The 21,918-nt window shown below is 63.8% G+C and carries 20 protein-coding genes; 17 read left to right on the forward strand and 3 right to left on the reverse strand.

The window, feature by feature from the left end; genetic code table 11:
• Positions 1 to 56: 56 nt before the first annotated feature.
• The 9 genes from J0W34_RS06760 to J0W34_RS06800 all read left to right on the forward strand — a co-directional run bounded on the left by J0W34_RS06760 (position 57) and on the right by J0W34_RS06800 (position 9,215).
• Complete coding sequence (locus J0W34_RS06760) at positions 57 to 2,015, forward strand: (Fe-S)-binding protein (RefSeq protein ID WP_321573664.1); 1,959 nt, start codon at positions 57 to 59, stop codon at positions 2,013 to 2,015.
• Positions 2,012 to 3,256: an electron transfer flavoprotein subunit alpha gene (etfA, locus tag J0W34_RS06765; protein ID WP_230971141.1), complete on the forward strand. Its 1,245-nt coding sequence runs from the start codon at positions 2,012 to 2,014 to the stop codon at positions 3,254 to 3,256. Before J0W34_RS06760 ends, etfA begins: the two co-directional genes overlap by 4 nt.
• Positions 3,246 to 4,064 carry an electron transfer flavoprotein subunit beta gene (etfB, locus tag J0W34_RS06770; protein WP_230971142.1) on the forward strand — a complete coding sequence of 273 codons (819 nt, stop codon included), beginning with the start codon at positions 3,246 to 3,248 and terminating at the stop codon, positions 4,062 to 4,064. Before etfA ends, etfB begins: the two co-directional genes overlap by 11 nt.
• Positions 4,061 to 4,282, forward strand: a complete 222-nt coding sequence (locus J0W34_RS06775) for a hypothetical protein (protein WP_230971143.1) — start codon at positions 4,061 to 4,063, stop codon at positions 4,280 to 4,282. The genes etfB and J0W34_RS06775 overlap by 4 nt, the downstream gene beginning before the upstream one ends.
• Positions 4,283 to 4,314: 32 nt before the next feature.
• Complete coding sequence (locus tag J0W34_RS06780; protein ID WP_230971144.1) at positions 4,315 to 4,497, forward strand: hypothetical protein; 183 nt, start codon at positions 4,315 to 4,317, stop codon at positions 4,495 to 4,497.
• Positions 4,498 to 4,598: 101 nt separating this feature from the next.
• Complete coding sequence (locus J0W34_RS06785; protein ID WP_230971145.1) at positions 4,599 to 5,126, forward strand: 4-vinyl reductase; 528 nt, start codon at positions 4,599 to 4,601, stop codon at positions 5,124 to 5,126.
• Between the two features lie 198 nt (positions 5,127 to 5,324).
• Positions 5,325 to 6,566: an aromatic ring-hydroxylating oxygenase subunit alpha gene (locus tag J0W34_RS06790; protein WP_227816757.1), complete on the forward strand. Its 1,242-nt coding sequence runs from the start codon at positions 5,325 to 5,327 to the stop codon at positions 6,564 to 6,566.
• A gap of 27 nt (positions 6,567 to 6,593) precedes the next feature.
• Positions 6,594 to 7,691 carry a hybrid-cluster NAD(P)-dependent oxidoreductase gene (locus J0W34_RS06795; RefSeq protein WP_227816758.1) on the forward strand — a complete coding sequence of 366 codons (1,098 nt, stop codon included), beginning with the start codon at positions 6,594 to 6,596 and terminating at the stop codon, positions 7,689 to 7,691.
• A 186-nt stretch (positions 7,692 to 7,877) separates the two neighbouring features.
• Positions 7,878 to 9,215, forward strand: a complete 1,338-nt coding sequence (locus J0W34_RS06800) for a coiled-coil domain-containing protein (RefSeq protein ID WP_230971146.1) — start codon at positions 7,878 to 7,880, stop codon at positions 9,213 to 9,215.
• Between the two features lie 324 nt (positions 9,216 to 9,539).
• On the opposite strand, the gene J0W34_RS06805 is transcribed toward J0W34_RS06800, so the two are convergent.
• Positions 9,540 to 10,619 carry a GlxA family transcriptional regulator gene (locus tag J0W34_RS06805; protein WP_230971147.1) on the reverse strand — a complete coding sequence of 360 codons (1,080 nt, stop codon included), beginning with the start codon at positions 10,617 to 10,619 and terminating at the stop codon, positions 9,540 to 9,542.
• Positions 10,620 to 11,036: 417 nt separating this feature from the next.
• Entirely contained in the window at positions 11,037 to 11,468 is a 432-nt protein-coding gene (locus J0W34_RS06810; RefSeq protein WP_230971148.1) for a hypothetical protein, read from the reverse strand.
• A 4-nt stretch (positions 11,469 to 11,472) separates the two neighbouring features.
• On the opposite strand from J0W34_RS06810, the gene glyA reads away from it, so the two are divergent.
• From glyA to pabB, 8 genes are all read left to right on the forward strand, one after another.
• Complete coding sequence (gene glyA / locus J0W34_RS06815) at positions 11,473 to 12,735, forward strand: serine hydroxymethyltransferase (protein WP_230971149.1); 1,263 nt, start codon at positions 11,473 to 11,475, stop codon at positions 12,733 to 12,735.
• A gap of 26 nt (positions 12,736 to 12,761) precedes the next feature.
• Positions 12,762 to 14,141: an L-serine ammonia-lyase gene (locus J0W34_RS06820; RefSeq protein ID WP_227816762.1), complete on the forward strand. Its 1,380-nt coding sequence runs from the start codon at positions 12,762 to 12,764 to the stop codon at positions 14,139 to 14,141.
• A gap of 99 nt (positions 14,142 to 14,240) precedes the next feature.
• Complete coding sequence (locus tag J0W34_RS06825; protein ID WP_227816763.1) at positions 14,241 to 15,491, forward strand: sarcosine oxidase subunit beta family protein; 1,251 nt, start codon at positions 14,241 to 14,243, stop codon at positions 15,489 to 15,491.
• 14 nt (positions 15,492 to 15,505) lie between these two features.
• A complete protein-coding gene (locus tag J0W34_RS06830; protein ID WP_227816764.1) occupies positions 15,506 to 15,793 on the forward strand; it encodes a sarcosine oxidase subunit delta in 288 nt (95 codons plus the stop codon).
• A gap of 6 nt (positions 15,794 to 15,799) precedes the next feature.
• On the forward strand, positions 15,800 to 18,826 hold the full coding sequence (locus tag J0W34_RS06835) for a sarcosine oxidase subunit alpha family protein (RefSeq protein WP_230971150.1): 3,027 nt from the start codon (positions 15,800 to 15,802) through the stop codon (positions 18,824 to 18,826).
• Positions 18,819 to 19,454: a sarcosine oxidase subunit gamma gene (locus J0W34_RS06840; protein ID WP_230971151.1), complete on the forward strand. Its 636-nt coding sequence runs from the start codon at positions 18,819 to 18,821 to the stop codon at positions 19,452 to 19,454. Before J0W34_RS06835 ends, J0W34_RS06840 begins: the two co-directional genes overlap by 8 nt.
• A 13-nt stretch (positions 19,455 to 19,467) precedes the next feature.
• On the forward strand, positions 19,468 to 19,902 hold the full coding sequence (folB, locus tag J0W34_RS06845; protein ID WP_230971152.1) for a dihydroneopterin aldolase: 435 nt from the start codon (positions 19,468 to 19,470) through the stop codon (positions 19,900 to 19,902).
• An 81-nt stretch (positions 19,903 to 19,983) separates the two neighbouring features.
• Positions 19,984 to 21,216, forward strand: coding sequence for an aminodeoxychorismate synthase component I (gene pabB / locus J0W34_RS06850; protein WP_230971153.1), 1,233 nt, complete (start codon positions 19,984 to 19,986; stop codon positions 21,214 to 21,216).
• On the opposite strand, the gene J0W34_RS06855 is transcribed toward pabB, so the two are convergent.
• Positions 21,176 to 21,841, reverse strand: coding sequence for a trimeric intracellular cation channel family protein (locus tag J0W34_RS06855; protein WP_230971154.1), 666 nt, complete (start codon positions 21,839 to 21,841; stop codon positions 21,176 to 21,178). The genes pabB and J0W34_RS06855 overlap by 41 nt on opposite strands.
• Positions 21,842 to 21,918 lie beyond the last annotated feature (77 nt).

Here is a 21,918-nt window from a genome sequence, read left to right on the forward strand (position 1 = left end):
CGGCCCGGTTGTCGTTCGCGGACGCCGGGCGTCCGGGCCGATGCCAGGAGAGAAGAATGCTTGACGTAGTGTTGCCCATCCTGATCTTCGCCGCGCTGGCGCTTGCCCTGGCGGGCGCGGTACGGCGTATCGGGTTGTGGCGTCAGGGCCGCGCCGCGCCAGTGAATCTGATGGCCGGCCTGGCGGCCATGCCGCGCCGCTATCTGGTGGATCTGCACCATGTGGTGGCGCGCGACAAAGTTTTCGCCAACACGCACGTGGCCACTGGCGGGGGCTTCGTGCTCGCCGCGGTGCTGTTGATCGCGGTGCACGGTTTCGGCGTTCACAACCAGATCCTGGTCTGGGCCCTGTTGCTCGCGACCGTGGCGATGTTCATCGGCGCACTGCGTGTGGCCGCGCGCCGCAAGAACCCCCCGGCGCGCCTCTCGCGCGGGCCGTGGATGCGCCTGCCCAAGAGCCTGTTCGCCTTCTCGTTGAGCGTGTTTCTGGTGACCCTGCCCACCGCCGGCATCCTGCCGGAACACTTCGGCGGCTGGGTATTGGCCGCTATCCTGGCGGTTGCCGTGGCCTGGGGGCTGGGTGAAATGTTCTTCGGCATGACCTGGGGTGGCCCGATGAAGCACGCCTTTGCCGGCGCCCTGCATCTGGCCTTCCATCGCCGGCAGGAGCGTTTCGGCGGTGGCCGGTCGACCGGACTCATCGCACTCGACCTCAATGACCCGAAAGTACCGCTGGGTGTGGGCAAGCCCGAGGAATTCACCTGGAATCAGCTGCTCGGCTTTGACGCCTGCGTGCAGTGCGGTCGTTGTGAGGCCATGTGCCCGGCCTTCGCGGCCGGCCAGCCGCTGAACCCCAAGAAACTCATCCAGGACATGGTGGTCGGTCTCGCCGGTGGCACCGATGCCGCCTACGCCGGCTCGCCCTATCCGGGCAAACCGGTGGGAGAACACGGGGGTGACGCACACAGCCCGATCGTGCTGCGCGAGGGTCGCGCCCTGGTGGATGCGGAGACGCTGTGGTCATGCACCACCTGCCGCGCCTGCGTGGAGGAGTGCCCGATGATGATTGAGCACGTGGATGCCATCGTCGACATGCGCCGCTATCTCACCATGGAACACGGGAACACCCCCAACAAAGGTCGCGAAGTGCTGGAAAACATGGCAACTACCGATAATCCCGGCGGCTTCGATCCCGCCTCACGCATGAACTGGGCTGCCGATCTGGACCTGCCCGTGATGTCGTCCTGCGGGACCACCGACGTGCTGCTGTGGCTCGGGGATGGTGCCTTCGACATGCGCAACCAGCGCACCCTGCGTGCCCTGGTGAAGGTGCTGCGCGCGGCGAAGGTGGAGTTCGCCGTGCTGGGCAACGAGGAACTCGACTCGGGTGACGTGGCCCGACGGCTCGGCGACGAGGCCACTTTTCAGGCCATGGCAGCGCGCAACATTGCGACCCTGTCCAAGTACCGTTTTTCCAGCATCCTGACCTGCGATCCGCACAGCCTGCATGTGCTCGCCAATGAATATCCGTCGCTCGGCGGGCGTTACACCGTTCGCCACCACAGCACCTTCATCGCTGATTTGATGGCGAAAGGACGCTTGCCGCTGAATGCCTGGTCGGGTGGTGAGGTCACCTACCATGACCCATGCTACCTGGGGCGCTATAACGGGGAATATGAAGCACCGCGCACGGCACTCAAGGGCATCGGCATCAAGGTGGTCGAGATGGAGCGTTCGGGCTACCGCTCGCGCTGCTGTGGCGGCGGTGGCGGCGCGCCGATCACCGACATCCCCGGCAAGCAACGCATCCCCGACATGCGCATGGCTGAGATCAATGCGACCGGCGCCGGCATCGTGGCCGTGGGTTGTCCGCAATGCACCGCGATGCTCGAAGGCGTGGTCGGCGAGCGTGCCGAAGTGCTGGACATTGCCGAACTGGTCGCAGCCCAGCTCAAGAGCGCACCGGAGGCGACGCGTGGTTCGGCCGACCCTGTCGCCAAGGAGGTGGCCGCATGAGTGACATCATTCGACGCGATCCGCGCACCGAGTGGATCGCCCGCAACCGGCTGCATCCGGAGCATGATGCCGTGCTCGCCGCGCTGGGCGGTGGGGCGTCGTCGGCCGAGTGGATGGGGCCCAACGGCGTCATCCGGCGCGACCCGCACGCGGTCGGCTTCATTGGCCCGAACGGTATTCGCCGCATTGATCGCAGTGGTGTTCAGTCGGCCAGCGGCGCCAGTGCGGTGCGCCGCGAAAGCGCGGCAGCGCCGAAGAGACAGGCGGTCACGATCGCCAGCCCGGCCTTCATGATTGCAGTAGTGGGCGACATGCCCGGTGGGCGGCTTTCCGCTCATGATCGCGATGTGCTTGGCCTCGCCCGGCAGCTCGCCGGCGCTGACGGCGCCGTGCTGCTGGCCGTCTTCGGCGACATGCGCGAAGACGGGCTTGGTGAGGCGGGCGTCGATCGAGTTATCCATTTCACGGGCCAGGAGGTTGAAGGTTACGCGCCGGACGCACGACTGGCAGCCCTCGAAGGCGTCGAGCGCGAGCATGCGCCACGTCACTGGCTGTTCCCGGATTCCCCCCTCGGTGGTGGCGAACTGGGCCGACGCCTCGCTGCGCGGCTTTCAGAGCGGCCAGCAACCCAGGTCTGGCAGGTTGCCGGCGATCAGTGCACCGGCCGAGGTTCGGCCGGTTCGACCGACATCACTCGCGCCTTGCCTCGCGTCGTGCTTGCGCTGGCCGAGTGTGCCGAGCCTGTCGCCGATACGGTTCATGCGGCCGAGCCGATGGCGCTGCCGTCGGGCTTGCCCACGGTCCTCCGACGCATCGAGGACCTGGGAGCGGTGGCGGTCGATCCGTCCGGCGTGGCCTTGGCCGAGGCGGAGTTCATTCTCTCGGCGGGGAACGGTATTCATGACTGGGATGGTTTCCACCATGCCGCGAAAGTGCTCGGCGCGACCGAAGGCGCATCACGGGTTGCGGTGGACAACGGCTTCATGCCGCGTCATCGCCAGGTGGGTGCGACCGGAACCTGGGTGACCGCACGCGTCTATCTGTCGGTGGGTATCTCTGGAGCCATTCAGCATCTGCAGGGTATTCAGCAGTGTGACAAGGTGGTGACGATCAACAAGGACGCCGGCTGTGACATGGTCAAGCGGGCTGATCTGGCGGTGATCGCGGATTCGGGCGAGGTGCTCTCCGCGCTCGTTGAGCTGGTTGAAGGCAGCCGCAAGGAGCAGCGCAATGCAGCGTGATGGGAAGAACACAACCGGGCAGGGGACGCGCCCCAGGATTGCGGTGCTGGTCTCCGTCGGGCGCCACCCGGTGACCGGAAGGCCCCGTCGGGCCGAATTCGACGCGCGTGCTGTCGAGATGGGTTTGTCGCTCGCTGCGGCCGATGACGTGACGCTGATCCATGCCGGGGTGCGCTCGCCGGAAGCGGAAGGCGCACTGCGCGGCTACCTGGGGATGGGCATCGACTCGATCGAAGTGTTGCTGCAACCGGATGACGCAGACGTTGTACCTGCCCTTGAAACCCGCTTGCGCGACATGGCGCCAAAGCTGGTGCTGTGTGGCGCCCGGGGCGAAACCGGGGAGACTTCCGGTCTGGTGCCGTTCTTGCTCGCCGAGCATCTGGGATGGTCGCTGGTGACGTCGCTGGCGCAAATCGAGTCGATTGATGGTGACAGCATGACCGTGCTGCAAGCCTTGCCCCGAGGGCAGCGGCGTCGGCTGAAGGTGTCACTGCCGGCGATCGTGACGGTCGATGCGGCCGCTCAGCCTGCACGACAAAGCGCCTTCGGCCCCGCGCGGCGAGGCGAGCTGTGCGCTTCGCAGAGCGCGGTGACGGCAGATGTCATGGCCCGCGAGTGGACGGTCGCGCCTGCCAGAAAACGCCCGAAGCGCCTGAAGATCGTCAAGGCTGCGTCCGCTCGAGATCGTTTCAAGGCTGCTGCGGCCAAGGCGGAAGGGGGGACCGGTCAGGTGCTCAATGGGGTGTCGCCGCAGGAAGGCGCAGAGGCGATCCTCAAACTGTTGCGTGAAGAGGGCGTGCTGCGATGATGTTTGCCGATCTGGTGGATGTCGAGGACTTCCGTGTGTGCATGCGTGAATTGGGGGTCGATCTGCCGGCGGATGGATCGCCCGAGCAATGGGCCCGGATTGTCAGGGCGGCCCAGCCGGTCGACGGTTTGCCGATGGTGATCGAAGGCTTGTGCGCAAGCGACGTGACGCTCCAGCCGGAAGTACGACGGGCTGTCGAGCTGATCATCGCTGACTGATCAAGGTTCCGGCCGGCCGCTTCGGCCTGGCCGTGCCCGAGGATCTGCATCTTGCCGCTGCTTCAAGCAGCGGCTTTTTTTATGCCATCCCCGGGACCGGCGGATGGTTTGGAAAAGACCTTTTTCTGCATAAGGTCGTTCTCGGCAAAGTGGGCGTCTGCTTTGGCCAATCTCCCGATGCCGGAGCGTCGAAGAATACGGGCTATGGGCAGTGATGACCGGCGCGCCGACAGAGCACCAAACGAGGTGATCGTCGTTCAGTCGATCAGCAGCCAACGGGCCGGAGATCCGGCAGCGCTCTGATGGGAGGTGACCAATGAAACCGCAGGTGCGATTTGAACTCGATCGACAGGCCGGGATGCCCCTGTCGAATGTTTATGCCAAGTTTCTGTCGAACGACCACGCGGTGTTCGAAGCCTCACTTGGACGCGAGCGTTATGCCGGGATCATGTATCAGGCAGGCTACAAGTCGGCGCGGTACTGGTGCGAGAAGGATGCCAGGCTACACCGCCTGAGCGGCCGTGCCGTGTTCGACCATTTCCTCGCGCATCTGTCCGAAAGCGTGTGGGGCCGCTTCAGTCTTGTCGAGATTGATGCCGAGGCACGGGCGGCCGAGATCCGTCTCGATCATTCGCCTTTTGTGCTGGCTCAGGGAGAAACCTGCGCGGCCAAGCATTGCCATCTTTTCTGCGGCTGGTTTGCCGGTGCGACCGACTGGCTGGCAGGACAGCCGGTCGTCGAGGCGGGCGAAAACGCCGTCCGCACCTGCCAAAACCACCAGTGCGGCGCACGCGGGCACGATCACTGCCTCTTTCGCGTGCGAGCCGAATTGCCGACGGCGTGAAGCCCGTCCGAGCTGCCACCGTGCATTTTTTCGTTCTCGACAAACGGCCCGCGCTTGACCGACCGGTCACGCCGGGTGCACGGGTCGAGCGACGAATCATGTCGCAATCGGATTGGATTGCGTCCGGAAAGTACAAGTGATGCGCGTGAAACTACGCGACCATCGCTCCATAGACCTCCAGATAATTTGGGAGACATCGTGAAGGTTTCCAACGAAGTTCGTGAATTGATTGCCAGCCGCGAGGCGGGTTTCAACCTTGAAGCACCGTTCTACACGTCGGACGAGATTTTCAATCTCGACATGGAGGTGATCTTCGGTCAGCACTGGGTCTACGTCGGTGTTGAGCCGGACATCCCCGAGCCGGGTGACTACTTTACCGTCAAGCTCGGACGCGCGTCGATTGTCGTGTTGCGCGACGATGACATGAATGTCACGGCATTCCACAACGTGTGCCGTCACAGGGGTGCCGAGCTGTGCAGCGAGCAGAAGGGCAGCGTCGGCAACCTGGTGTGCCCGTATCACCAATGGACCTACGACCTGACCGGCCAGCTCATCCATACCGAGCACATGGGGCAGGAGTTCGAGTGCAGCAAAGTGCGCCTCAAGCCGGTGCACGTGGGCAACATCGCCGGCTTGATTTTCATTTGCCTGGCCGACGAGCCGCCGGCAGACTTCGAGCAGATGCGCGCCACCATGGAAGAGTACATTGCGCCGCATCGCGTGGCCGACTGCAAGGTGGTTGCCCAGGACGACTACATCGAGGCGGGCAACTGGAAGCTCACGATGGAGAACAACCGTGAGTGCTATCACTGCGTCAGTAACCACCCGGAACTGACCCAGTCGCTCTACGAGTTCGGTTTCGGCTATCAGCCCAATCCGAGCAATGCGGACGAAATGAAGGCCTTCACCGATCTGATCGGGCAGGAGCATGCGCGCTGGGAGGCCGCCGGCTTCAAGTCAGCAGAGGTCGAGAAGCTTGACGGGTGCGCCACCGGTTTCCGCACGCAGCGCCTGCCGCTGACCCGCGACGGCGAGTCCCAGACCTTGGATTCGAAAGTGGCTTGCCAGAAACTGCTGGGCGACCTCACCGAGCGCAAGCTCGGCGGGCTGTCCTTCTGGACCCAGCCGAACTCCTGGCACCACTTCATGAGCGATCACATCGTCACCTTCACGGTGTTGCCGATCGATTCGCAGCGCTCGCTCCTGCGCACCAAGTGGCTGGTGCACAAGGATGCGGTCGAAGGCCGCGACTACGACGTCAAGCGTTTGACCGAGGTGTGGATCGCCACCAACCGCCAGGACGGTGCCCTTGTCGAAATGTCGCAGCGCGGCGCCGTGAGCCCGGCGTATCAACCCGGCCCGTACTCGCCTTATACCGAGGCATACGTCGAGAAGTTCGCCAACTGGTACATCGAGCGGCTCAACACCGCCGTCGCCTGACGTCCGCCTCGACGATCTGGAGAAGTTATGAGCGCCCACATTGATCCACTCGACCCGGAAACGGTGGAAGGCCTGCCGCCCAAGTGGCAGGCCGACGCCGATGACGAACTGGTGTGTTGCCAGCGGCGGCAGGAGACGGAAGACGTCGTCAGTTTCATCTTCCGTCCGCGTACCCCAAGTGCGTTCCGTTTCATTCCGGGGCAGTTCATCACCCTGGAACTGGAGATCGATGGCGAGACGATCAATCGGTGCTACACCGTCTCATCGGCGCCCACCCGCCCGGACCGCTTGTCGATCACCGTCAAGCGTACGCCGGGTGGCGTGGTCTCGAACTGGTTGCATGACAATCTCCAGCCCGGCATGAGCATTCACGCGCTCGGGCCGTCGGGTGATTTCTGTGCCAGCCATCATCGGGCCGGAAAATACCTGTTCCTCTCCGGCGGCTCGGGTGTGACGCCGCTGATGTCCATGTCACGCACGGCGCACGACATGGCCGAGCCGACCGACATTGTCTTCGTGCACAGCGCCCGCACGCCGAAGGACATCATCTTCCGCGACGAATTGCAGTTGATGACGCGGAACATGAACAGTTTTCGTACCGCCTTCGTGTGCGAACGCCGTGATGGCGAGCCGGGCTGGTCCGCACCGACGGGTTACCTCACGCTGGCGCTGCTTCAACTGATCGCGCCGGACTATGCCGAACGCGAGGTTTTCTGCTGCGGTCCCGAACCGTACATGCGCGCGGTGCGTTCGATGCTGGCCGACGCCGGTTTCGACATGACGCGCTACCACGAGGAGAGTTTCAACTTCGGCAGTACCGCTGAAGCCGACGCTGAACCCGTCGCCGTCGCGAATTCCGAAGACGGTTACTCGGTGGAACTGACCAAGACCGGCGTCACCTTGCGCTGCGCGCCTGGCCAGAGCGTCCTGGACGCGGCTCGCGTGGCCGGCCTGCGAATTCCCTCTTCGTGCAGCAAAGGCGTTTGCGGTACCTGCAAGTCAAAGCTGGTCTCGGGCCAGGTGGACATGAAGCATGGCGGCGGAATCCGCCAGCGTGAGATCGATCAGGGCATGTTCCTGCCGTGTTGCAGCACACCTTTGAGTGATCTCGTGATGGATCGATGAACGCGGCGGTGTGCGCAACCGGTGGCCATGGCCGAGGCGGCGAGCACCTCCGACAACGTGTTTTTCAGCACGACGAAGCGACTCACCCGGGCGGTGAGTGCGCAAGTGGCGAATTGCCTGAAAAAAGGCCAACAGGATATTCAGCGCGGGTCGCCAGAGGGTGGCCCATCAACAGGGAGTCGCACCATGATGAGACCTTTCAAGACCCGATCCACCCCCATTGCACTGGCCGTGGCTGCGGCACTGAGCGTTCCGCTCGGCGCACATGCCCAAAGCGCCGCGGAGTTGAAGGCTCGTATCTCCGAGCTCGAGCAGGCGCTTGCCCAGACTCAGTCCCAACTGAAAGAGGCAAAAGCCAACGAAGCCGCCAGCCAGGAACAGCTGGCCTCCGCCTCCAAGGCACCTGTCGGCCCGTCTTTCGATATCCTCGGTGGGACGCTGAAGGTCGGCGGTGCCATCCGCGCGAACTATGCCATTGGTGATTATGGCAAGTACAGTGGTTACCCGACCCGCGCCGAGCGTGATGGTGGCAACTTCACGCTCGATACCTATCGCGTCAACCTCGATTACGCCAACAACACCAACGGCGTGATCGGCAAGCTCGAGTACCGCTTCTACAACGGCTACCACTTCCTGCACACCGGCTGGCTGGGCTACAACTTCGACGATGGCGGTCAGATCCAGGTCGGCGTCAACCGAGTGCCCTTTGGTCCCGGCCCCTACGGCGTGTCGCAAAGCTGGTTCTTTGATCAGCACTACTACGTCGGTCTGGCCGACGACATGGATCTGGGTGTGAAGTACACCAAGCCGATCGGCAACTGGACCGTGGATGCTGCTTACTACCTCAGCGATGAGGGGACCGGTGCAGGAAAGAGTCGTGACAGCGCCCGCTACTCCTACGACGTAGTGAACGAAAGTGGCGATGGTTACGAGGAAGAGAATCAGGTCAACCTGCGTGCCATCTACCACTTCAAGGACGGGGCCGTGAAGACCGATCTGGGGGGCTCGCTGATGTACGGCAAGCTCAACAGCCAGGGGGCGCAGGATGATGGCGATCGCTGGGCGGCCTCGGCGCACATGGTCAACAAGTGGAACAACTTCACCCTGGCCACTCAGCTGACGCGCTACTCGTTCAATGTGGACAAGGATCAGCCGCTGGGTAACGACAAAGTGGTCCAGTTCGGCGCTTTCGATTTCGGCACTGAGGTTGCGGCCAAAGGCTGGATCCCGGCGGTGTCACTGAGCTACTACAAGGAGACGCCGAGTATCGCCTGGCTCGACTACGTGATCCCGTATATCGAATACAGCAGCATCGTCAAAAGTGAGAGCAGCTTCAAGAACAGCGATCTCATGACGCTGGGTGCGGCCTGGGGCCATGGTGGCTGGTACATCTACACCGAATGGGCGCGTTCGAACGGCAATGACTTCGTCGGTAACGAGACGAGCTTCGCTGACCGCTTGGCGGCGAACTCCCAGCGCGACTGGCAGAACCGCTTCAACATCAACCTCGGCTACTATTTCTGATCGCGTTTCGGGCGGAGGTGGCGGACGGGTCCCCCGACACCTTCGCTTGAGCGCCCTGACGCCGAACCCGGTATGTCCGCCCACGAATGGGTCGGGCATACCGGGTTTTTCGTTCTACCTGGTTGAAAGACCGTGTGGATGAGGCACGAATTCAGCGCTCGGCGAAGCGTGTATCGATGCGAACGATTGCGCCTGCGATAGCCCCAACGAACAACGCCCTGACCGGCTCGGGTCAGGGCGTTGCTCATTTGGAAGGACTCATGTCCTGCGTGCGGGATGTCTGCACCGGGACCTTCACGGATCGAGCCGCACGGGCCGGGTGCCTTAATGCGCCGAGAGGCCTTCGGCGGCGTACTTGTTCGCCCGAGTGGGCGCCGCCAGGTGCGTCATGTCCGGATGCGCGGTGGCGGGTTCCTTGGTGCTGCGTCGGCCAGTGACCAGGCCACTGGCATGCTGTCGCTCACTGCTCGGCGACTGACCGAAAAGCGCACGATACGACTTGCTGAAGTGGCACGGTGACTGGAAGCCACAGGCCACGGTGATGCTGGTGATCGACATGCCGGTCTGAAGCAGCAGTTCGCGCGCGCGACGCAGGCGCAATTCCAGGTAGTACTGGCCCGGTGTGCTGCCCAGTACGACGCGGAACATGCGCTGGACGTGCCGTTGGGAGAGCCCGGCGAGGTGGGCGAGTTCTTCGAGCGACAAGGGCTCTTCGATATTCGCTTCCATCAGCGCCGCAACCTCGGCGATGGCCTGGTTGTTGCAGCCCATGCGGGCCGCGATCGGGACATGCTGCCGGTCCTTGCTGTCACGGGCGCGCTCGTGACTGAACTGGTCGCAGATCTGCGCCACCAGTGTCTTCCCGCAGCGTGCCTGGATCAAGGCCAGCATGAGGTCGATCGGCGCCGTGCCGCCCGTACAGGTGATGCGATCACGATCGATGACGTAAAGGTCATCAACGAAATCGATACGCGGATGCAATTCGCGTACGCCTGAAATGTTCTCCCAATGAATCGTGGCCTTGTAGCCGTCGAGCAGACCTGCCTTGACGAGTGCATAGCTGCCGGTGCACAGACCGCCCAGACTGATGTCGTCCTTGGCGATGCGTCGCAGCAGGCGCAATGTGTCGTCATCGGCGGACCGGGTGACGTTGGTGCCGCCGCAGACAAGAACCAGGTCCAGCGGGCCGACATCGTCGTAGGTCTTGCCGGGTGCGTAGGGGAGGCCGTTGCTGCATTCGACGGACTTTCCATCGACGCTGAACACTTCCCAACTGTATTGCTTCTGGCCGCCGGCGTAGTTCGCCATTCGCAGCGCTTCTATCGCGCTTGAAAACGCGATCATGGTGAATTCATCGAGCAGTAAAAAGCCGATGCGGGACATGGATGACAATTCGACGGACATGGCTGACCTCGTCACTCTGTTTGGGGAAATGCAAACGCTTTATGTGCACGGCGGCCTTGTTTGCGTCGAAGCCGTCGACTTTTCTTATCCAAAGCAAGTCCGATGCCATTGGCACGGACATGATCCGGGTGCGTTTTGCGTTATCCCGCCAGGAAGGAAAGGGCGGTGTTGCCAACTCGCGGATGCGCCTTGATTGGCGGCACATTGCGTGAGCGTTGGCAGACGAGAGCGTCGAATTCGGGAGGGTGAATCTCGGGGGGTTGTTGCAACATCGTTTGTCTCCTCTCTATGGGGTTCGATGTCATTCGTGCCCTCTGGTGGGGCTTGTTTGTTCGTTTTGTGCTGCTTTTTGGGGCGCGATCGTTTGTCGCTGCTCTTTAAACACAATACGCCGGATTTTGGCGCCTTGCCAGCGCTTTAACGAAAGATACCGTCACGATTGAGACAGTGCGATTGCAGTCTGTATGCCCGTGACGGGTTTTTTTGGTATTTGTGCCGCTCCTGCCGGATGTGCGCAAACGCCACCTCGGCGGGCATCCGCGTCGAACCGTGACGCACTTGAAAGAGGATGCATTTGTCGTCTTTGCCGGGTGATTTTCCTGGCTTCATCCGGTGCGCCCCTGCGTGGAGACCCGACGAGCGGAAGCTCGATTCAATGAACACCGAAGCCCGCGCATCGGCGTGGTGGACTCCATTGCGGCCACGGTCAGATCGCCTTTGTCCGTATTGAGCAAGCGGACGGCGGATACAGGCAATACCACCAGCGGCGAAATTCCTACCATCGTTTCCCATCATGTCGCCGTCTTTCGTGCCGGCGCCCGGCGGACTGCCAACCCCAAGGAGATCCATAAAAATGTTTTCAATGACCGACCGTATTGCCGGATTCGACGACGAACTGAAGGCCGCGATGGATGCCGAGTTCAGCCGCCAGGAATCGCATATCGAGCTGATCGCTTCCGAGAACTACACCAGCCCGCGCGTGCTCGAGGCACAAGGTAGCGTGCTGACCAACAAGTACGCCGAAGGCTACCCGGGCAAGCGCTACTACGGCGGTTGCGAGCATGTGGATGTGGTCGAGCAGCTGGCCATCGATCGTGCCAAGGAGCTCTTCGGTGCCGACTACGCCAACGTGCAGCCGCACTCCGGTTCGCAGGCCAACGCCGCGGTCTACATGGCCTTGCTCGAGCCGCACGATACCGTGCTGGGCATGAGCCTGGCCCACGGCGGCCACCTGACCCACGGCGCCAAGGTGAACTTCTCCGGCAAGATCTACAACGCCGTGCAGTACGGGCTCGACGAGTCCACCGGCGAGATCGACTACGCGCAGGTCGAGTCGCTGGCCAAGGAGTTCAAGCCGAAGATGATCGTCGCCGGCTTCTCCGCCTATTCGCGGGTGGTGGACTGGAAGCGCTTCCGCGAGATCGCGGACATGGTCGGTGCCAAGCTGTTCGTCGATATGGCGCACGTGGCCGGTCTGGTCGCGGCAGGGCTGTATCCCAATCCCATGCCTTACGCCGACGTGGTCACCACCACCACGCACAAGACCCTGCGCGGCCCCCGTGGCGGCCTGATCCTGGCGCGTGCCAATGCGGATCTGGAGAAGAAGCTCAACTCCATCGTCTTCCCCGGCATCCAGGGTGGCCCGCTCATGCATGTCATCGCCGCCAAGGCCGTGGCCTTCAAGGAAGCGCTGCAACCCGAGTTTCGCGATTACCAGCAGCAGGTGCTGATCAACGCCCGCGCCATGGCCGGCGTGTTCCAGGAGCGTGGTTTCAAGATCGTCTCCGGCGGTACGGATGATCACCTGTTCCTGGTCGATCTGGTCGCCAAGGGCATTACCGGCAAGGCTGCGGATGCTGCACTGGGCGAGGCCTACATCACGGTGAACAAGAACGCCGTGCCGAACGATCCGCAATCGCCGTTCGTGACCAGCGGTATCCGCATCGGTACGCCTGCCATCACCAGCCGTGGTTTCGGCGAGGCCGAGGCCAAGGAACTGACCGGGTGGATCTGCGACGTGCTGGACAACATCGAAGACGCCTCGGTCATCGCGTCCGTGCGTGAAAACGTCAAGGCCCTGTGCGCGCGCTTCCCGGTCTATCCGGCGAACCGTTGAGCGACCCCCTCAAGGAGAGTGCCCCGATGGCAATCAGTGTCTTCGAGATGTTCAAGGTCGGTATCGGCCCGTCGAGTTCCCACACGGTGGGGCCGATGCGTGCTGCCCTGACCTTCGTCTCCGGCCTTGAGGAGCGTGGCACGCTGCCGCAGGTGCGGCGCGTGCGTGCCCAGCTGTACGGTTCGCTGGGTGCGACCGGCAAGGGGCACGGTACCGATACGGCCGTGCTGCTCGGGCTCGAGGGCGAGGCCCCGGATCTGATCGATCCGGACTGCATCGAGGCTCGCCTCGCACATATCCGCTCGACCAAGACCCTGCAGCTGGCCGGCAAGCACGGTGTGCGTTTCGACGAGAAGGAAGACCTGAGCTTCCTGCGTCGCCAGAGCCTGCCATTCCACGCCAACGGGATGCGCCTGACCGCTTACGGTGAGGACGGGGCCGAAGTCGACAGCCGCGTGTATTACTCGGTGGGCGGTGGTTTCGTGGTGAACGAGGAGGCGGCCGGTGCCGATCGTATCGTTGAAGACACGACGCCGCTCAAATACCCGTTCAACAGCGGCGACCAGCTGCTCAAGCAGTGCGCCGAGCATGGCCTGTCGATCAGCCAGCTGATGCTGGAGAACGAGACGGCATGGCGCAGCGAAGAAGAAACGCGCGCCGGTCTGCTGAACATCTGGCAGGTGATGCAGGCGTGCGTGCGCCGTGGTTGCGAGGTCGAAGGCGTGCTGCCGGGCGGCATGAAGGTCCAGCGCCGCGCAGCCGCCCTCTATCGAAAGCTTTCCGGGTCCCCCGAAGCGGCCCTGCGTGATCCGCTGACGACGATGGACTGGGTGAATCTCTATGCCCTGGCGGTGAATGAGGAAAACGCGGCCGGCGGACGCATCGTCACGGCGCCCACCAACGGTGCGGCCGGGATCATCCCGGCGGTGCTGCACTACTACCACCGCTTCTTCACCGGTGCCAACGACGACGCAGTGGTGCGCTTCCTGCTCACGGCGGCGGCCATCGGCATCCTGTTCAAGCAGAACGCGTCCATCTCTGGCGCCGAGGTCGGCTGTCAGGGCGAGGTGGGTGTGGCCTGCTCGATGGCGGCGGCCGGGCTGGCCGAGGTCATGGGCGGCACGGTGGAGCAGGTCGAGAACGCAGCCGAGATCGGCATGGAGCACAACCTGGGGCTGACCTGCGATCCCGTGGGTGGTCTGGTGCAGGTGCCGTGCATCGAGCGCAACGCCATGGGCTCGGTCAAGGCCATCAATGCCGCGCGCATTGCGCTGCGGGGCGATGGCAAGCACTTCGTGTCCCTGGACAAGGTCATCAAGACCATGCGCGACACCGGTCGGGACATGAAGGAAAAGTACAAGGAAACGTCCCGCGGCGGTTTGGCGGTCAACGTGATCGAGTGTTGAGGGCTGCCACGCGCAGCGCAGCAATGAAGACGGCCTTCACGACGAAGGCGATTGCGGTCCGGTGAGGCGATGCGTCTCCGGACGCCAGGAGAAAGAAGCATGCAACGTTATTCAGGATTCGGCCTGCTCACACATGGTTTGAGCCATCACGAGAACTGGCAGCGCGCCTGGCGCAATCCGGAGCCGCGCAGCCAGTACGATATCGTCATCGTCGGCGGCGGCGGCCACGGGCTGGCAACCGCCTACTACCTTGCCAAGGAGCACGGCATCACCAACGTGGCCGTGGTCGAGAAAGGCTGGCTGGGGGGCGGCAACACCGCGCGCAACACCACCATCGTGCGCTCGAACTACCTCTGGGACGAAGCAGCGTGGCTCTACGAGCATGCCATGAAGCTGTGGGAGGGCCTGTCGCAGGACCTGAACTACAACGTCATGTTCTCCCAGCGCGGCGTGATGAACACCGGTCACACCCTGCAGGACATGCGCGACATCCAGCGCCGCGTGAATGCCAACCGCCTCAACGGCATCGATGGCGAAGTGCTCGATCCGCAGCAGATCCAGGAAATCGTGCCGATGATGGACTGCTCGAAGAATGCCCGCTATCCGGTGCTGGGTGCTTCCTGGCAGCCGCGTGCCGGTGTGGCGCGTCACGATGCCGTGGCCTGGGGCTTTGCCCGCGGCGCCGATGCCCTGGGTGTCGATCTGCTCCAGCGCACCGAAGTGACCGGCATCCGCACCAGCGGCGGCAAGGTACTCGGCGTTGAAACCAACCGCGGTTTCATTGGTGCCAAGACGGTCGGTGTGGTGACGGCCGGTAACTCCGGCGTGCTCGCCAAGATGGCCGGCTTCCGTCTGCCGGTCGAGTCGCACCCGCTTCAGGCGCTGGTGTCCGAGCCCATGAAGCCGATCCTCGACACCGTGGTCATGTCCAATCATGTGCATGGCTACGTGAGCCAGTCCGACAAGGGCGACCTGGTGATCGGCGCCGGTATCGATGGCTACAACGGTTACGGCCAGCGCGGCAGCTACCCGACCATCGAGCACACCCTGCAGGCGATCATCGAACTGTTCCCGACGTTCTCGCGGGTGCGCATGAACCGCCAGTGGGGCGGCATCGTCGATACCACCCCCGATGCCTGCCCGATCATTTCGGCGACGCCGGTCGGCGGTCTGTTCTTCAACTGCGGTTGGGGCACCGGCGGCTTCAAGGCCACCCCGGGCTCAGGCAACGTGTTCGCGGCCACGCTGGCGAACGGCAAGGCCCATCCGCTGGCCGCGCCGTTCAGCATCGACCGATTCATTTCCGGAAAACTGATTGACGAGCACGGCGCCGCTGGCGTCGCGCACTGACGGGAGCAGGGACCATGCTGCATATCTATTGTCCGCATTGCAACGAATACCGCGAGGAAGAAGAGTTTCGCCCCAAGGGTGAAGCCCACATTGCGCGGCCGAAGAATCCGGAAGAAACCAGCGACGAAGCGTGGGGTGATTACCTGTTCTTCCGCACCAACCCGCGTGGCCTGCACCACGAGCAGTGGTACCACGGCGCCGGTTGCCGCAAGTTCTTCAACGTGACCCGCGACACCGTGAGTTACGAAATTATCGAAACCTACAAGGTGGGCGAGTCCTCTTGCCGCCATCGGCCGGAGTGATGATCCATGAGCCAACGTAACCGACTTTCCAGCGGCGGTCGCATCGATTTCGGCCGCAAGTTGCGCTTTACCTTCAACGGCACGTCCTATGAGGGCTATGCCGGCGATACGCTGGCCTCGGCCTTGCTGGCCAACGGCGTGGACATCGTCAACCGCAGCTTCAAGTACGCCCGGGTGCGCGGCATCGTCGCCGCTGGCGCCGAAGAGCCCAATGCGATCCTGCAACTGGGCAAGGCGGAAGCCGAACAGATCCCCAACGTGCGTGCCACCCAGCAAGCCCTCTACGACGGCCTGACGGCGGCCAGCACCAGTGGCTGGCCCAACAAGGACGGCGACATGATGGGCATGGTGGGCAAGGTGGGCGGCCGCTTCATGCCGGCGGGCTTCTACTACAAGACCTTCATGTCCCCGGCCTCCATGTGGCCGGTGTATGAAAAGTACATCCGCAAGGCCGCCGGCCTGGGCCGTGCACCGCGCGAACGCGATCCGGACATCTACGACCACATCAACGCCCATTGCGACGTGATGGTGATCGGTGCCGGTCCGGCCGGTCTGGCTGCGGCACTGGCCGCCGGCCGTGCCGGCGCCCGCGTGATCCTGTGTGATGAACAGGAAGAGATGGGCGGCTCACTGCTCGATTCCACCGAGGCCATCGACGGCAAAGACCCCATGGTCTGGGTCCAGAGCGTGTTGGCCGAGCTGGCCGGCATGCCCGACGTGCTGGTGCTGCCGCGGACCACCGCCAACGGCTATCACGATCACAATTTCGTGACGCTGCACCAGCGTCGCACCGAGCATCTGGCCGATACCGCGCCGAAACGCGATGGTCGTCGCCAGGCGCGTGCCCGCATGTACAAGGTGCGTGCCGCTCAGGTCATCCTGGCCACCGGTACGCACGAGCGTCCGCTGGTATATGCCAGCAACGACGTGCCCGGGAACATGGTCGCCGGTGCCGTGGCCACCTATATCCGCCGTTACGCGGTGGTGCCGGGCCAGCGTCTGGTGCTGTCCACCTCCAATGATCACGCCTACCGCGCCGCGCTCGAGTGGCATGCTGCCGGGCGTGAGGTGGTGGCCATCGTCGACGCCCGCGACAATCCGGACGGCGATCTGGTGGCTGAAGCCCGCGCCAAGGGCCTGCGCATCATCACCGGCAGCGCCGTCATCGAAACCCGTGGCAGCAAGCGCGTGACCGGTGCCCTGGTCGCCGCCATCGACATCAAGAACTTCGCGGTCCGTGGCGAGGTGAAGGAACTGGCCTGCGACACCGTGGCCAGCTCCGGCGGCTACAGCCCCGTGCTGCACCTGTCGGCCCACACCGGTGCGCGCCCTGACTGGAACGAGTCCCTGCTGGCCTTCGTGCCGGGCAAGGTGAAGGGCATGATCGCGGCCGGTGGCGTCAATGGTCGTCTGGCCCTGGGTGAAGCCATGGCCGACGGCCTCGAGGCCGCCAGTTCTGCGCTCATGGCCTGCGGTCTGAAGAGCGAAGGCATGGCACTGCCTGCGGTCAGCCCCGTGCGTGAAGGCAAGGCGGCACCGTTGTTCCAGGTGCCCCACACCAAGCCCACCAGCCGTGCGCCCAAGCAGTTCGTCGATCAGCAGAACGACGTCACCGCCGCCGGTATCGAGCTGGCCACGCGGGAAGGCTTCGAGTCGATCGAGCACGTCAAGCGTTACACCGGTCTGGGCTTCGGCACCGACCAGGGCAAGCTGGGCAACATCAACGGCATGGCCATCGCGGCGCGCTGCCTGGGGCAGACGATTCCGCAGACCGGCACCACCGTGTTCCGTCCCAACTACACGCCGATCACCTTCGGTGCCATCGCCGGTCGTCATTGCGGCGAGTTCTTCGATCCGCGCCGGTATACCGCGCTGCATGCCTGGCACGAAAAGCAGGGCGCCAAGTTCGAAGAGGTCGGCCAGTGGATGCGCCCCTGGTACTACCCGCAGGGCAAGGAAACCATGCACGAAGCCGTGCAGCGGGAGTGCCGCGCGGTGCGTGAATCGGTGGGTGTGCTCGATGCCTCCACCCTGGGCAAGATCGAAATCCAGGGCAAGGATGCGCGTGAATTCCTCGGTCGCCTCTACACCAACCCGTGGGCGAAGCTCGACATCGGCAAGTGCCGCTACGGCCTGATGTGCAAGGACGACGGCATGGTCATGGACGATGGCGTGACCGCCTGCCTGGGCGAGAACCACTTCCATATGACCACCACCACCGGTGGTGCCGCGGCCGTGCTCGAATGGCTGGAGCTGTGGCACCAGACCGAGTGGCCCGAGCTGGAGGTGTATTTCAACTCCACCACTGACCACTGGGCGGCCATGGCGATCAACGGGCCGAATGCCCGCAAGCTGCTGGCCGAGCTGACCGACATGGACCTGTCGAACGACACGTTCAAGTTCATGGACTGGCGTGAAGGCACGGTGGCCGGCGTGCCGGCCCGCGTGTATCGCATTTCCTTCACCGGTGAGCTGTCCTACGAAATCAACGTGCAGGCCAACTACGCCATGCATGTGTGGGAAGCACTGTTCGAGAAGGGCAAGAAGTACAACCTGACGCCGTACGGCACCGAAACCATGCACGTGCTGCGGGCCGAGAAGGGCTTCATCATCGTCGGTCAGGACACCGATGGTTCGGTGACCCCGGAAGATCTGGGCATGCAGTGGTGTATCGGCTACAAGAAGCCGTTCTCCTGGATCGGTCGTCGTGCCCTGTCGCGCCCCGACACCAAGAGTGAGGGCCGCAAGCAGATGGTGGGCCTCAAGCCGCTCGATCCCAACCTGGTGCTGGAAGAAGGCGCACAGATCGTCCTCGACAAGGAAGTGAAGATTCCGATGAAGATGGCCGGTCACGTGACCTCCAGCTACTTCAGCCCGATCCTGGGCCACAGCTTCGCACTCGCGCTGGTCAAGGGCGGTGCCGAGCGTATGGGCCAGACCGTTTATATGCCGATGGCCGACGGCAAGGTGCACGCCGCCGAGATCGTCAGCCCCGTGTTCTACGACCCGAAGGGGAGCCGCCAAAATGTCTGAGTTTGCAATGATCGACCTCGTTCCAACGACGCCGGTGAAGGCAGAATCCCCGCTGGCGATGTGCCGCTCGAAGGTCGCCCAGGTGGCCGCCAGCGAGGCGGGGATCGTGATCCGTGAGCACGCCTTCCTGGGGCATCTGGTGCTGCGCGGCAATGCCACCGACGCCGCCTTCGTCAAAGGTGTCGAGCAGGCCCTCGAGCTGCCGTTGCCACTGGTGATGGGGCCGATTGCCCGTGACGCCTCCCGTGGTGTGAGCATCCAGTGGATGTCACCTGACGAGTGGCTGGTCATCGTTCCCTCAGGCACCGAGTTTGTCGTCGAGAAGCGGCTGCGTGAACTGCTTTCCGGCCATTACGCGGTGATGAACGTCGGCGGCGGGCAGAGCCTGCTGGAGCTGAACGGCCCGTACGTTCGCGAGATGCTGATGAAGTCCACCGGCTACGACGTGCATCCCAGCAACTTCCCGGTGGGCAAGGGCGTGAGCACCACCTTCGCCAAGACCACCGCGATCATTCGCCGTGTCGGCGAGACACAATGGGAACTGGTGATCCGCCGCAGCTTTGCGGACTACCTCTACCGTTGGCTGCTGGACGCGAGCGAAGAGTTCGGCGTGCACGTGGCCGGTTGAGCGGGGCGGTCCGATGAAGATTGAAACCGCCGAAGTGACGGCCCGGCCCCAACGGGCCAGTGCCGCGCCTGCGCCAGGAGATGACAGCATTTTCCTGCGCGGGCTGCGTGTCGAGGCGCTGATCGGCGCTTACGAACATGAGCGTCATGCGCCGCAGCCGCTGGTGATCGATCTCGAACTGGGCCTGGCCCAGTCCCGGGCCTGCTTCAACGATCGCCTCGATGACGCGGTCGACTACGGTGACATCATCGCCGCCGTGCGTCGCCATGCGCTACTCAATCGTTGCGAGCTGCTCGAATACTTTGCGCAGAACGTTGCCGACAGCCTGCTCGCCGATTTTCCGCTGGTGTCGGTCGGGGTGTCGGTGTCCAAACCCGGTATCTTCGATATCGCGGACAGCGTCGGCGTATCGATTCGTCGCCGGGCCTTGCGGGCCTGCGACGCCTGAAGGCCGCGCCGGTCGGTTGTCTACCGGGACCCCCGGTGGACAAACCGATCGCAGCGGTTCGCGGCCGTCAGACAGATGGGCATGAACGCTGTGGCGGACGACACCCCCCGACTGCGCTTTGATTTTCCTGGCGCGGACGGTGTCAGCGAAACGCTGTGCTTTACCGCCCCTTGCCGCACGCTCGTTGCCCGCGCGCCGGGCGAGGTTGCCCAGGTGCTGGCACAGGCGGATGCCGCCTCGCGGGACGGTCATTGGGTCGCCGGGTTCGTATGCTACGAGGCGGCCGCGGCCTTCGATCGTGCCTTTCACTTTCGCGGAATCACCGAGCTGCCCCTGGTCTGGTTCGGTGTCTTCGATGAACCGTCTGCGCCCCAGGATCCGATGACGGACTCCGGGGTGAGCGGATTGGCGTGGACGCCGACGACCGGCCGGCGCCGCTTCAATGACGACATCGCGGCCATACAGGCGCATATCCACGCCGGGGACGTCTATCAGATCAATCACACGCTACGCCTGGCCGGCAGCTTCCGGGGCGACGATCTGGCGCTCTACGAGCAGCTGCGCGCCCGCCAGCCGGGTGGCTACTGCGCACATCTTGCCGTCGGGCGCCATCGCATCCTCAGCCTCTCGCCCGAACTGTTCTTCTGCCGCGACGGCCAGCGCCTGACCCTCAAGCCCATGAAAGGCACCGCACGGCGCGGCGCAACAGCGCCAGAGGACCGGGCGATGGCCGACGCCCTGCGTGCGTCGGAGAAAGACCGTGCCGAAAACCTCATGATCGTCGACCTGATCCGCAATGACGTGTCCCGCATCGCCCGCCCCCATTCGGTTCGCGTTCCGGCGTTGTTCGGGCTCGAAGCCCATCCGACGGTGTGGCAGATGACCTCGACGATTCAGGCCGACCTGCGACCCGGCGTGGACCTCGCGCAGATCTTTGCGGCCCTGTTCCCCTGCGGCTCGATCACGGGGGCGCCCAAGATCAAGGCCATGGACATCATCGCCCGGCGAGAGTGTTCGGCACGTGGTGTCTATTGCGGCGCCATCGGGCTCATCCGGCCCGGCGGCGACGCCGTTTTCAATGTGCCCATCCGTACCCTGACGCTCGATATGGCGCGCGGGGAAGGGCAGTACGGCGTTGGTAGTGGTATCACCGCCGATTCGACCGCGGCGGCCGAATATGACGAAGTGCTCGCCAAGTGTCTGGTGATTCAGGCGCCCCGTGCGGCGGCGCCTGAACACGTGCCGCTGGCAAATCCATTGGCCAGGGTTGCCCTTATGGGTTCCGCCACCCCGGCAGGCGCCAGTCGAAGGTGAGCGCCAGGGCGCGCAGCACGAAGGTGACAGCGGCGCCGGCAATCAGGCCCACCCAGTCTGCGGCATTGAACTGATCGGCCAGCACCACGCACCAGGCGCCGACAAAGGCGCAGATCGCGTAAGGGCGGTGGCTGCTGAACACTCTTGGCACTTCGTTGCACACGATGTCGCGAAGCACGCCGCCGAACGCGGCGCTGATCGTGCCCATCAGCACCGCGACGATGGCGGGCATCGAAGCGGCCAGCGCGATCTGCGTGCCGCTGGCGGCAAACAGGCCCAGGCCCACGGCGTCGGGCCACTGCATGGCGCGCTCCGTGGGGTCGAAGTAACGGCTGCGGACAATCAGCATCGAAACGCATCCGAGGGCCAGAAAGGCCCACAGCCAGTTCGAATGCTCCACCCAGAAGAACGGGCGCCGGTCGAGCAGCACATCGCGCAGCGTTCCGCCGCCAAAGGCCGTCAGGCCCATCACCATGCACACCCCCACCAGATCGAGCTTCTTGCGCTCGGCCTCCATCAGGCCCGAGGCGGCGAACGCCAGGATGGCCGCCGCTTCGATCACCGTCTGGGCGGTGGACAGGTTCAGCAGGGTGTCGACGTTCTGCAATGGATTGGCGAGGGGCATGAATTCCGGCGGTGATGACAAGGTTGAACGATCTGTACCCCCGGACAAACGCGAGGCATTGCACGCGGTCCGGTGCG

The sequence above is a fragment of the Nitrogeniibacter aestuarii genome (assembly GCF_017309585.1).
In the GTDB taxonomy this organism is placed as follows: domain Bacteria; phylum Pseudomonadota; class Gammaproteobacteria; order Burkholderiales; family Rhodocyclaceae; genus Nitrogeniibacter; species Nitrogeniibacter aestuarii.